Source organism: Mesorhizobium sp. M7A.F.Ca.CA.001.08.2.1 (assembly GCF_003998455.1).
Classification (GTDB): Bacteria; Pseudomonadota; Alphaproteobacteria; order Rhizobiales; family Rhizobiaceae; genus Mesorhizobium; species Mesorhizobium ciceri.
The window spans coordinates 1-11,082 of the sequence record NZ_RZPW01000117.1 but is presented as its reverse complement, the minus strand read 5'-3'; the positions used below and the strand labels follow the sequence as shown (position 1 = coordinate 11,082).

Genomic DNA, 11,082 nt, shown 5'->3' with positions numbered 1-11,082 from the left:
CCACCAAATGGGCGCCGGATGCGCCGTCGATGTCGAGCGGTTTGCCCAGCGCGCCGGATGCTTTTCCCCCGCCGATCTGCAACAGATCGCCCAATGCCACGCCATGTCCGAGCAAGGCGGCCTGCTTTGAAAGCGACGCATCCGCCAGCATCGGCCCGCGCGCGGGCACGGCGTCGGCGGGCACGCCGGCCGCTTCGAACCAGCGCACCCAGCCCTGGCGATTCTCCTCGTGCAAAAGCGTGTAGCGGCCAAGATCGATTGGCTTCCTGAGGGCAGGGCCAGAAGCAAGCAGCGCCGGCGACAGGACCGGCGAATCGACCGTCGAGGCAAGCCGCTCGGCCTGGCTGCGCGGCCACGAGTCGGCATGCGCGCTGAAGCGCAAGGCAAGCTCCGGCTGATCGCTGCGGAACTCGATCAGCCTTGGATCGACCTCGAGAGAGACGTCGATGTCGGGCCGCAATTGGCGAAAGCGGTTGAGCCGGGGCACCAGCCACACGGAGGCAAGCGACGGCTCGACACTGACACGGACCACGGACTGCGCCGGTGTCGCCACCAGATCGCCAAGCAAGGTATCGATGGCGTCGAAACTTCTGACAAGCTGATCCAGCAGACGCCGGCCGGTGTCGGTCAGTTCGACTCGTCGATGGTGACGTTCGAACAAGGGTCGATGCAGGAAGATTTCGAGCTCGCGGATCTGCCGGCTGATCGCCGCCTGCGAGACGAAAAGCTCCTCGGCCGCCCGGCTGAAGCTCAGATGCCGGCCCGCCGCCTCGAAGCTCCTCAATGCCGTCAGCGGCAGGCGCCCACGCTTCATTTCGCATAACCCAGGATTATCCGAAGTGGAAATTATACTCGTTTGAAGGCGAAGGCCAGCGGCGGTCTAATCCATGTCAAAGGAGACCGACCATGATCCAGTTGCTGAACATTTTTGGCGATGTCATGCGGATCGCGACGTTTCAATGGCGTGACGAAAAGCAGTATTCAAAGCGCCGCGAGGAGCCGGCCAGTCGTGGCCGCTGGGCGCCGTCGGCTGACAGGCAGCCGTCTCGCCGTTCCCGTCCGTGATGGCGGGGGCGCGGAAGGAGCGGGGATTGCGTTCTCCGGCGGAAGTCCACATCTATCGCCTGGGAAACGCGATACGGAGACTGTGGTGCGCGACCAGCATGGGCATGCGCATATAGACGGGTCGCAAAAACGCGGCCGCAACTGGCCCGGCCCCTGGCGCAAGACGCCAGGCCGTCTCCTCGGCACGTCGCTCGTGCGCCTCTACCAGCTGACGCTGTCGGGCTTTGTCGGCAATTCCTGCCGGCATCTGCCGACCTGTTCGGAATATGCGCATGAGGCGATCGCCCGCCATGGTCTGTGGGCCGGCGGCTGGATGGGATTCTTCCGCGTGCTGCGCTGCGGGCCATTCGGCACGCATGGCATAGACCTGGTGCCGGAGGCGCTTGCGGATCGCTATCTCTGGTTCATGCCCTGGCGGTACTGGCGGATCGGCAGCAAGCGCGACAAAGCGCAGGAATGATGGCCGGGGAGAATAGCAGGTTTACGATCCGGTAGGGTTAACAACAGCCTGCACAAAGACTGCGCATTTGAGACAAAATCGAGACAAGAGACCCCGCTAAGCCGCTCGCGAACCCCCTTCTGGAGCGAGCAGAAAATGCGCAATTTCGACCGTCTTCCCTTCATCTTTGCCGGGATTCTGTTCCTGCTCGCCTGGCTGCTGGGATTTCCGCTGCGCGCGCAATCGGCGCCGCTGGGGGATTTGCAGTGCACGGTGATCGCCGATGCGGCGAGCGGCAAGACGCTTTACCAGGACGGAGTGTGCGACCAGCGGTTCAGCCCGGCCTCGACGTTCAAGGTGCCGCTGTCGCTGATCGGCTATGACAGCGGGATCCTGAGCGACGAGCATACGCCGGCGTGGGACTACAAGCCGGAGTTCAAGGCGGTGAAGCGGGACCAGAAGACCGTCGATCCGGTGATCTGGGAACGGGATTCGATCGTCTGGTTCTCCCGTGAAATCACCAGTCGGCTCGGGCCGGAAAAATTGGCTGGCTATGTCTCCAAATTCGGCTACGGCAATGCCGATGTTTCCGGCAATCCCGGCAAGAATGATGGTTTGACCCAATCCTGGATAAACTCCTCGCTCAAGATCACGCCGGTCGAGCAGGTCGATTTCCTGCGCAAGCTGCTGGCCCGCAAGCTGCCTGTCTCGGCCAGGGCCTACGACATGACATCAGCCATCATCCCGACCTTCCAGGCCGGAGGCTGGACGGTGCAGGGCAAGACCGGAAGCACTAGGCTGCGCAACGATGCCGACAAGGTTCAGGATAAGCGCTCGCTTGGGTGGTTCGTCGGCTGGGCGAACAAGGATGGCCGCCAGATCGTCTTTGCGCGCCTTGTCGTCGACACCGATCGGACCGATATGCCCAAAGGCCTCAAGACCCGAGCCGCGTTCCTGAAGGACCTGCCGCTGCTCATCAAATGAAGTCTGACATTTGAGCCGGGCTTTACGGCGGCGGAATCTGTCCATAAAAGACAGCCGCTGCCGGACGCATCCGGCCTACTCTTTGCATGTCGTAACCCCAAAACCGTCCACACACTTTTGGGCGACATGCATTTCAACCACCCGCGCTCGTTTGCGGGACTGGATAGGAGATATACATGCTGAATTCCGTTTCCCTGACATTTCCCGATGGCTCCGTCCGCGAATACGACGCGGCGATGACCGGTGCGGGCCTCGCCGAATCGATCTCAAAATCGCTGGCCAAGAAGGCGGTCGCCTATGCGATCGACGGCACCGTCCGCGATCTCAGCGATCCGCTTGGCAAATCCGGCAAGGTCGAGATCGTCACCCGCGACGACCCGCGCGCACTCGAACTGATCCGTCACGACGCCGCACATGTGTTGGCGGAAGCCGTGCAGGAATTGTGGCCGGGAACGCAGGTGACCATCGGGCCGGTGATCGAGAACGGGTTTTACTACGACTTCGCCCGCAACGAGCCGTTCACGCCTGACGATTTTCCCGTGATCGAGAAGAAGATGCGCGAGATCATTTCGCGCAACAAGCCGTTCACCAAGGAAGTCTGGTCGCGCGACAAGGCGAAGAAAGTGTTTGCCGACAAGGGCGAACGCTACAAGCTGGAACTGATCGACGCCATTCCCGAGGATCAGGATCTCAAGATCTACGCGCAGGGCGACTGGTTCGATCTTTGCCGTGGCCCGCACATGGCCTCGACGGGGCAGATCGGCAACGCCTTCAAACTGATGAAGGTGGCCGGCGCCTATTGGCGCGGCGATTCGAACAATCCGATGCTGACCCGCATCTACGGCACGGCCTGGGCTGATCAGGCGCAGCTCGAAGCCTATCAGACGATGCTGGAGGAGGCCGAGAAGCGCGACCACAGGAAGATCGGCCGCGAGATGGACCTGTTCCATTTCCAGGAAGAGGGGCCTGGCGTCGTCTTCTGGCACGCCAAGGGCTGGAAGATGTTCCAGAACCTGGTCAACTACATGCGCCGCCGCCTCGACGAGCAGGGCTATCAGGAGGTCAACGCGCCGCAGGTTCTCGACAAGAGCCTGTGGGAGACGTCAGGCCATTGGGGATGGTATCGCGACGCCATGTTCAAGGTGACGGTGGCCGGCGACGATACCGATGACGACCGGGTTTTCGCTCTGAAGCCGATGAACTGCCCGGGCCATGTGCAGATTTTCAAGCATGGGTTGAAGTCTTATCGCGATCTGCCTGTCAAACTTGCGGAATTCGGCAACGTCCACCGTTACGAACCATCCGGCGCGCTGCACGGGCTGATGCGCGTGCGCGGTTTTACGCAAGACGATGCGCACATCTTCTGCACCGAGGAGCAATTGGCGGCGGAATGCCTGCGCATCAACGATCTGGTCCTGTCGACCTATGCTGATTTCGGTTTCGACGAAATCAGCGTCAAGCTCTCGACGCGGCCGGACAAACGCGTCGGTACCGACGAGGCGTGGGATCACGCCGAGGCGATCATGGGCGGCGTGCTGGAGACGATCAGGACACGGTCCGGCAATCGCATCAAGACTTCGATCAATCCGGGTGAGGGCGCCTTCTACGGGCCGAAATTCGAATATGTGCTGAAGGATGCCATCGGCCGCGAATGGCAGTGCGGCACGACGCAGGTCGATTTCAACCTGCCGGAGCGGTTTGGCGCCTTCTATATCGGCTCGGATTCCGAGAAGAAGCAGCCTGTCATGGTTCACCGCGCCATCTGCGGCTCGATGGAGCGCTTCCTCGGCATCCTGATCGAGAACTATTCCGGCCATTTCCCGCTGTGGTTCGCGCCGCTGCAAGTGGTGGTGGCGACGATCACGTCGGATGCCGACGACTATGCGACCGAGGTGGTGACAAAGCTCAAGGCCGCTGGGCTGTTGGCGGAAGCGGATCTGCGCAACGAGAAGATCAACTACAAGGTCCGCGAGCACAGCCTGGCCAAGGTTCCGGTCATCCTCGTCTGCGGCAAGCGCGAAGCGGAAGAGCAGACGGTCAACATGCGCCGACTGGGCTCGCGCGACCAGGAATCGCTTGGCCTTGACCAGGCGATCGCGCAACTGACCGAGGAAGCTGTTACACCCGACCGCCGGCGCAAACGCGCGGCCTGATTGGCATAGTTTCGACCAAATGGCGGTGGAGCGATCCACCGCCATTTTCATATCCCTGTCACGCCGACCTTGTAACGAGCCCCTATGCTCAAGTTGAAATTGCGCGAACGACCTTTTCCCGAGCTTTCCTATGCCAATCCGCGCCAGCCGGCGCTGGCGCGCTGGTTCATTCACTCGGTCGAAGGCCTGTCGGGCCGCGACCGCTATACCGCGCTCTATGATTTCTGGCGCCGCCAGGTCGTGCCGACCGGCGAACGCGTGTTCAGCCGCATGCTCGACCTGATCGATGTGGGGGTGCGGACCGCTGATCAGTGGCCACCCGCGCAATTGCCGGACACGCCGCTGGTGATCGTCGCCAATCATCCGTTCGGCATCGGCGACGGTATCGCCGTGCTGTCGCTGGCCGAGCAGCTCGGCCGTCCGTTCCGGGTGATGATCCACAAGGATCTGCTCAAGATCCGCGAGATGGAGCCTTATTCGCTGCCGATCGACTTTTCGGAGACCAAGGATGCGCTGAAGAACAACATGGCCGTGCGCCATGAAGCGGTGCGGTTGCTGAAGGAGGGCGTCACCATCGTGGTCTTTCCGGCCGGCGGTGTCGCCACCGCGCCAAAGGGTTTTGGCCGGGCGCGCGATCTGCCGTGGAAGATGTTTCCGGCCCGCCTCGTCCAGGACGCCAGGGCGTCGGTCATCCCGATGCATTTTTCCGGGCAGAACGGCAGGCTGTTCCATCTTGTCAGCGGGCCGATGAACATGGCCGAGCGCGACGGCCGGGTGGCCAAGTTCGTCGGCAAGGCCTCGCTGACGCTGCGCACGTCGCTGCTCATCCACGAATTCGCGCGGCTGTCGGGCAAGGCGATCGACGTGCGCGTCGGCGATGTGCTGAGCTGGAGCGAACTGGAGCCGTTGCGCGACCGCAAGGCCTTGCTCGACCGCCTCTATCGCGGCGTGTTCGACCTGGCGCCAGCTTTGCCACGCCGCCGGATCCCGTTCCTGCCGGCGCGGACCGAACTGGCGGCTTGATCCTTAAAACGAAGGTTAATCCGCGCCTTCTTCAGGATCCATCGCCGCGGCCTCGGTGGCCAGAACCTCGATTTCCTGGTTCTGCCCGGCCACGACCGTAAAATCCTTCTGGTAGATGCGGTCGCGGTTCTTGGCGATGATGGTGTAGTCGCCCTCGGCCAGCACCATCGAGGCGAAAGCGCCGACGGTTTCCTTGATCGGATCGCCGGACTCGTTGAGCAGTGACCAGGACGTGTCGGCGATCGCCTCGCCACCGGTTTCGCGCACCAACTTCATCGTGATCTCGGCGGCGTGATGCTCGACGGTGGCTTCGGTCAGCTTGCCGGCCTCGACGCGGATGTCGGAGCGAATGACCGCATTGACCGCGCCATAGGTCGAGACGACATGGTAGATGCCGGCGTTGAGCCGCACGACGCTGTTGGGCTCGACATCGGGAATGATCAGCGCGCGGTCGCCATTGGCCTCGGCAGTGCCCTCGTAGATCGAAAAGCGCAGCTTCTTCGGTGGAATGCGCACGCCGCCGGACAGCACGGCGTCGAGCTTGAGGCCGCCGGCATCGAGCACGAGGCTTTCGCGCTTGGCGTCCTTGCCGACAGTGATGCGTTTGGTGGCGCCGGCCCGGCCGTAGGAGGCGTGAACCAGATAGCTGCCGGGTTCGAGCTGGAAGACGGCGGTGCCGCCATGCGAGGAGGCGACCATCGGCAATTTGCCGTTGACGGCTTCCGGCTTGAAGACCCGCCAGACGATACCGCGCGTGATGTCGGAACCCTTGTCGGTCAACTGGGCAGAGAGTGTGATGGCACCGCCGCCGCTCAGCGCCAGTGACGTCTCGCCTTTCGGCGTCGCGTAGCTCGAAATTCCCGGAAGCTTCAGGTCGCTGACACCGTCGACATTCTGCGCCATGGCGAACGAAACCGGCGCCATGAACAGCAGGGCGCCGAGCCAGATCAGGAAAAGACGGACAGTCCCCTCAAACATGCCTTGCGTTGAAGCCCATGGCGGTGGCAATTTCAAGGCTTAAGAGTCCGACCGATACGACTCTTCCGTCCGGCGTATCCCGCGCCAATGCCCGAGCCGCCCGAATCCCCGATGGTGCGCTTCAGCTCAGAATGTCCAGGAGACTTGCGCCCATGGCGTCGCCGATCATCGACTTCCTGCTGACCCGAAACTCCGCACCGATTCCAGATCTGAAGGAGCCGGCGCCGAGCGATGCGGAGATCGCGACAATGATCACTGCTGCCTCCCGGGTGCCCGATCATGGCCGGTTGGAGCCCTGGCGCTTCATCCTCTACCGTGGCGACGCCCGCGTCGAGATCGGCAGGCAACTGGCAGCACTTGCCGAGCAGCGGGAGGGCCCATTGACGGAGGGCCGCCGCAATCAGGAACTGGCGCGGTTCTCGCGCGCACCGCTGGTGATCGGCGTCGTATCTGTCCCCAGGGAGAATCCAAAAATCCCGCAATGGGAAATGTTCCTGTCGGGCGGCATGGCGGCGATGAACCTGATGATATCAGCCAACGCGCTGGGCTTTGGCACCAACATGATCAGCAACTGGTATTCGGATGTGCCGGAGGGCAGGGCACTGCTGGGGCTGGCGCCGCAGGAGCGGGTCATCGGCTTCATCCATATCGGCTCCTATGCCGGCCCGGCGCCGGAGCGGCCCCGGCCCGATCCGGCAAAGCTGTACAGTGACTATTCGGGGCCGTGGGTCGGCTGAATGTTCTACGAGCCTTCAAAGGGCCACGGCCTGCCGCACGACCCTTCGAAGGCGATCGTGGCGCCGCGTCCGATCGGCTGGATTTCGACACTGAACAGGGCTGGTGAGATCAACCTCGCGCCATATTCCTTCTTCAATGCCGTTTCGACGCGGCCTTTCATCGTCTGGTTCTCCTCCGAAGGCGAGAAGGACAGCGCCTCCTTCGCCCAGGAAACCGGCGAGTTCGTCGCCAATCTGGTCAGCCGCGATCTCGCGGAGAAGATGAACCGCACGTCAGTCAATGCTCCGCGCGGCGTCAATGAGTTCGTCTATGCCGATCTTGCCATGGCGCCGTCGCGGCTGGTCGCCCCGCCGCGCGTGGCGGCAGCGCCGGCCGCGCTCGAATGCCGGGTGACTGAAGTTTTTCGGCCAAAGGCCCTGGACGGGTCGCCGACAAGTGCCGTCATCGTCGCCGGTGAAGTGGTCGGCGTGCATATCGACGACGCCTTCCTGACGGACGGCCTGTTCGACATCACCAAGGCCGGCAATGTCGCTCGTCTCGGCTATATGGACTATGCCAGCGTCGACGAGGTGTTTTCGATGCGCCGGCCACGCTGGGACAAGGACTAGATACCAAGGCTCGGCCAGTTACCGCGCCTTGCCGGCACTCGTTCGCCGCCTGGCGGTCATGACGGTGCGCACATAGCCGGGCTCGCCGATCCGAATGCTTCCATCGGGCAGGCCCAGTATGCGGTCGAGGGCGATCTCGTAGAGCCTGACGCGTTTCTCCAGGACTTCGATCGCGGCCTCCATGTCGGCGTCGCTGCCGCCGGCAATGGCCTTGGCCACGACATCACGCGTGGCCATGCCGAATTGCATGACGATGTCGGCGACACCTTCCGGATCGAAGGTCCTGAAAGTGCCGTCTTCGATTCCTTGCCTGATGACCTTGACCAGCAGCGGTGAAAACGACGCGCTGGCGGCCAGATTGATACGGTGGAAAAGCACCAGATTCTCAGGCCGGAACATCGTCTCGAAAAGAGCCCAAGCTTCCGGCGCGGTTTCGATCTTGGCCCGCCGCGACTGGCTGAGCAGGCCATTCAGGCGGCCAAGCGGGTCGAGGCCGGGATCGTGGAGTATGTCCTGGACCCCAGCCAGTGCCTGTCTTGCAAAGCGATCGGCCAATGCCTCCAGGAGAGCCTCCTTGGAGGGGAAGTAATGATAGAAAGCACCCTTCGAGATGCCGGCGGACGCAATCACGTCATTGAGGCTCGCTTTGTCATAGCCCTGGGTCAGGAACAGGGCCTGGGCATGGTCCAGAAGTTCTTCTCGCCTGAGTTCTGGATGCTTGATGACACGGGGCATGACGAACTTTCTGCACGTGATGGCTGCTCCCGTCCAGTCCCGACGTCGGCAGCCAGGGCAACGAATTTCGGGTTAACGGGTCCCTTCGGAGCCTCCGCTTGCGCGTTGGCTGACGGAGCATCAAACGAAAAACCCGCCTGTGCGGCGGGCCACTGGCGCAAATCAGCACCATGGGCAAAAATGTACCATAGCTGAGATCACCGAGTCAAGAAAAAATTCCTATCACGGAGGCTGCCCGGCAAAAGCGGCCAACACAACCGACTGCTGCAAGCCTTTTGTTAAGCTGGAGTTCGGAGCCTCGGGTCGAAGGTTCGCTTGAACTATAGACCAGCGGTCTGTATGGTAGACCAATGGTCTAAAATACCAATCATCAGCGGATATCAAGGCAGGTCGATCATGATCGCGAAATTGGTTCTTCAGACATTCGTCTGGTTCGTCGCTATGGGCGCCTTGCTCTTCCTGTCGGCCGGCACGCTGCATTGGCCGGGGGCCTGGGTCTATCTGGTGGGGATGGTGGGCCTCAGTCTCACCTTGGGCGTGGCGCTGGCGAGGCGCGATCCCGGCCTGATGAATGAGCGGCTGAGCTCTCCCATCCAGAAGAATCAAGACGCGGCCGACAAGGTGCTGCTGTCCATACTTCTGCTCGTCATCTTTGGTTCTCAGATATTCATGGGATTCGACGTTCGTTTCGGCTGGTCGGCGGTTCCCGTCTGGGTGCAGGTGGTCGGCGCACTGGTCCTGCTGCTCGGAATCTGGATCTGCTATCTGACGATGCTGGAGAACAGTTTTGCGGCGCCCGTGGTCAAGATCCAGGACGAACGCGGACAACGTGTGATCTCCACCGGGCCTTACAGCTACGTCCGCCATCCGATGTATGCCGGCGCCATCCTCTTCTTCGCCGGCACGGCACTTCTGCTTGGTTCCTGGTGGGGGCTGGCGTCGGTGCTCGTGCTCGTCGTTCTCTTGGCCATCCGCACCTTCATCGAAGAGAAAACGCTTCGCGCCGGTCTGCGCGGCTATGACGACTATGTGGCCCGGGTCCGTTACCGCCTGATTCCATTGGTTTGGTAGCAGGCGCTCAGGCGGAAACACCTGCCGCCTTTGCCCGCGCCAGAAGCCGCTCGGCCAGCCGCAGGTGCGGGCGGTCGAACATCTTGCCGTCGATAGCGACGACGCCGGGGCTTCCCGCTGCCGCGAACGCAGCAACGATTGCCGCCGATTGTCTCACCGCCTCGGCCGACGGCGTGAAGGCTGCGTTGATGACCGGCACCTGATCGGGGTGGATCGCCATCTTGCCGGTGAAGCCATCGCGTTCGGCCTCGGCGCACTCCGCGGCGAAGGCCGCCATGTCGCGAAAATTCGGGAAGACGGTGTCGATCGCCGCGACCTCCGCCGCACCGGCGGCGAGTATGGTCATGGTGCGAGCGTGACGGAACACGTCCGTGTAGCGGCCATGCTCGTCGCGGGCGCTGCGCGCGCCGAGCGCCGCCGACAGGTCTTCCGCGCCCCAGGTGAGCCCGGCAAGCCGCGCGCTGGTCCCGGCATAGGTTGCCGCCGCCAGCACGCCTGCCGGCGTTTCGGTGATGATCGGCAGGATCTTGATCGCGCCGTCGGCCAGGCCTTTTTCGGCCTCGCGCACCCTGAGTTTTGCCGACAGGTGCTGCACATCCTGGCCGCCGTTCGACTTGGGCAGCATGATGCCGTCGGGTTTCGCCGGAACCAGCGCCGCCAGATCGTCATCCGTCAGCCCGGTCGCGAGGTCATTGACCCTGACATAGATGGCGGAAGTCGTTTGTGCCCTGCGTTCCAGGATGAAGCGCGCCGCTACGCCGCGCGCCAGCGCCTTGTTGTGCGGCGCCACGGAATCCTCGAGGTCGACGATGACCACGTCGGCGCCGGCACCAAAACCCCTTTCCAGCTTCCTCTCGGAATCACCGGGGACGAACAGCAGCGAGCGCATGATCAGGCCGCCTTCTTCAGCATCATCGCTTGCCTGGTGCATTTGGCGACGAGATCGCCATGCTGGTTGTAGGCGCGATGCTCGAATTCGACGATGCCGCGATCGGGCTTCGACCTGGACTCGCGCACCGAAATGACTGTCGTCTCGACGCGAACGGTATCGCCATGGAAGACCGGATGTGGAAACACGGTTTCCTTCATGCCGAGATTGGCCACCGTGGTGCCGACGGTGATGTCATTGACCGAAATGCCGATCATCAGCCCGAGCGTGAACAGCGAATTGACCAGCGGCTTGCCCCATTCGCTCCTGGCGGCGAAATCGAAGTCGATGTGCAGCGGCTGCGGGTTCAGCGTCATCACCGAAAACAGCATGTTGTCGCTTTCGGTAACGGTCTTGCGC

Annotated in this window: 13 protein-coding genes; 8 read left to right on the top strand and 5 right to left on the bottom strand. The window is 62.4% G+C overall.

What is annotated here, in order from left to right; genetic code table 11:
* Positions 1–814 (bottom strand): LysR family transcriptional regulator (locus tag EN914_RS09940; RefSeq protein WP_127389064.1); only part of this gene is annotated, 814 nt, incomplete at its 3' end.
* Positions 815–906: 92 nt separating this feature from the next.
* On the opposite strand from EN914_RS09940, the gene EN914_RS09935 reads away from it, so the two are divergent.
* The 5 genes from EN914_RS09935 to EN914_RS09915 all read left to right on the top strand — a co-directional run bounded on the left by EN914_RS09935 (position 907) and on the right by EN914_RS09915 (position 5,664).
* The gene (locus tag EN914_RS09935) at positions 907–1,065 is read left to right on the top strand and encodes a hypothetical protein (RefSeq protein WP_081714426.1); all 159 of its coding nucleotides are present in this window, start codon (positions 907–909) and stop codon (positions 1,063–1,065) included.
* An 85-nt stretch (positions 1,066–1,150) separates the two neighbouring features.
* Positions 1,151–1,525 (top strand): membrane protein insertion efficiency factor YidD, encoded by a 375-nt coding sequence (gene yidD / locus EN914_RS09930; protein ID WP_013531978.1) that lies wholly within the window; start codon positions 1,151–1,153, stop codon positions 1,523–1,525.
* Positions 1,526–1,660: 135 nt separating this feature from the next.
* Complete coding sequence (gene blaOXA, locus EN914_RS09925) at positions 1,661–2,488, top strand: class D beta-lactamase (RefSeq protein ID WP_013531977.1); 828 nt, start codon at positions 1,661–1,663, stop codon at positions 2,486–2,488.
* Between the two features lie 176 nt (positions 2,489–2,664).
* Complete coding sequence (gene thrS, locus EN914_RS09920; RefSeq protein WP_024505358.1) at positions 2,665–4,641, top strand: threonine--tRNA ligase; 1,977 nt, start codon at positions 2,665–2,667, stop codon at positions 4,639–4,641.
* A gap of 84 nt (positions 4,642–4,725) precedes the next feature.
* Entirely contained in the window at positions 4,726–5,664 is a 939-nt protein-coding gene (locus EN914_RS09915) for a lysophospholipid acyltransferase family protein (RefSeq protein ID WP_024505357.1), read from the top strand.
* A gap of 15 nt (positions 5,665–5,679) precedes the next feature.
* Here the strand turns inward: EN914_RS09915 and EN914_RS09910 are convergent, their stop codons facing one another.
* Positions 5,680–6,642 carry a hypothetical protein gene (locus EN914_RS09910; protein ID WP_024505356.1) on the bottom strand — a complete coding sequence of 321 codons (963 nt, stop codon included), beginning with the start codon at positions 6,640–6,642 and terminating at the stop codon, positions 5,680–5,682.
* Between the two features lie 152 nt (positions 6,643–6,794).
* On the opposite strand from EN914_RS09910, the gene EN914_RS09905 reads away from it, so the two are divergent.
* Positions 6,795–7,379, top strand: coding sequence for a nitroreductase (locus EN914_RS09905; RefSeq protein ID WP_024505355.1), 585 nt, complete (start codon positions 6,795–6,797; stop codon positions 7,377–7,379).
* Positions 7,380–7,988, top strand: a complete 609-nt coding sequence (locus EN914_RS09900) for a flavin reductase family protein (RefSeq protein WP_024505354.1) — start codon at positions 7,380–7,382, stop codon at positions 7,986–7,988.
* 18 nt (positions 7,989–8,006) lie between these two features.
* Here the strand turns inward: EN914_RS09900 and EN914_RS09895 are convergent, their stop codons facing one another.
* Positions 8,007–8,723 (bottom strand): TetR/AcrR family transcriptional regulator, encoded by a 717-nt coding sequence (locus EN914_RS09895; protein ID WP_024505353.1) that lies wholly within the window; start codon positions 8,721–8,723, stop codon positions 8,007–8,009.
* A 396-nt stretch (positions 8,724–9,119) separates the two neighbouring features.
* Between EN914_RS09895 and EN914_RS09890 the strand changes: the two genes are divergently transcribed.
* Positions 9,120–9,794, top strand: coding sequence for an isoprenylcysteine carboxylmethyltransferase family protein (locus tag EN914_RS09890; protein ID WP_024505352.1), 675 nt, complete (start codon positions 9,120–9,122; stop codon positions 9,792–9,794).
* Positions 9,795–9,801: 7 nt separating this feature from the next.
* Here the strand turns inward: EN914_RS09890 and EN914_RS09885 are convergent, their stop codons facing one another.
* Together EN914_RS09885 and EN914_RS09880 are read right to left on the bottom strand one after the other, a co-directional pair.
* Positions 9,802–10,683 (bottom strand): CoA ester lyase, encoded by an 882-nt coding sequence (locus EN914_RS09885; RefSeq protein ID WP_024505351.1) that lies wholly within the window; start codon positions 10,681–10,683, stop codon positions 9,802–9,804.
* 2 nt (positions 10,684–10,685) lie between these two features.
* Positions 10,686–11,082: MaoC family dehydratase (locus EN914_RS09880; protein WP_164778700.1), on the bottom strand; the 397-nt coding region annotated here is incomplete at its 5' end.

Excerpts from the sequence above, each read along its gene's own strand:
- EN914_RS09900 (WP_024505354.1), top strand. The coding sequence starts at position 7,380 with ATGTTCTACGAGCCTTCAAAGGGCCACGGCCTGCCGCACGACCCTTCG.
- thrS (WP_024505358.1), top strand. The coding sequence starts at position 2,665 with ATGCTGAATTCCGTTTCCCTGACATTTCCCGATGGCTCCGTCCGCGAA.
- EN914_RS09885 (WP_024505351.1), bottom strand. The coding sequence starts at position 10,683 with ATGCGCTCGCTGCTGTTCGTCCCCGGTGATTCCGAGAGGAAGCTGGAA.
- blaOXA (WP_013531977.1), top strand. The coding sequence starts at position 1,661 with ATGCGCAATTTCGACCGTCTTCCCTTCATCTTTGCCGGGATTCTGTTC.
- EN914_RS09890 (WP_024505352.1), top strand. The coding sequence starts at position 9,120 with ATGATCGCGAAATTGGTTCTTCAGACATTCGTCTGGTTCGTCGCTATG.
- EN914_RS09905 (WP_024505355.1), top strand. The coding sequence starts at position 6,795 with ATGGCGTCGCCGATCATCGACTTCCTGCTGACCCGAAACTCCGCACCG.
- EN914_RS09915 (WP_024505357.1), top strand. The coding sequence starts at position 4,726 with ATGCTCAAGTTGAAATTGCGCGAACGACCTTTTCCCGAGCTTTCCTAT.
- EN914_RS09895 (WP_024505353.1), bottom strand. The coding sequence starts at position 8,723 with ATGCCCCGTGTCATCAAGCATCCAGAACTCAGGCGAGAAGAACTTCTG.
- EN914_RS09910 (WP_024505356.1), bottom strand. The coding sequence starts at position 6,642 with ATGTTTGAGGGGACTGTCCGTCTTTTCCTGATCTGGCTCGGCGCCCTG.
- EN914_RS09935 (WP_081714426.1), top strand. The coding sequence starts at position 907 with ATGATCCAGTTGCTGAACATTTTTGGCGATGTCATGCGGATCGCGACG.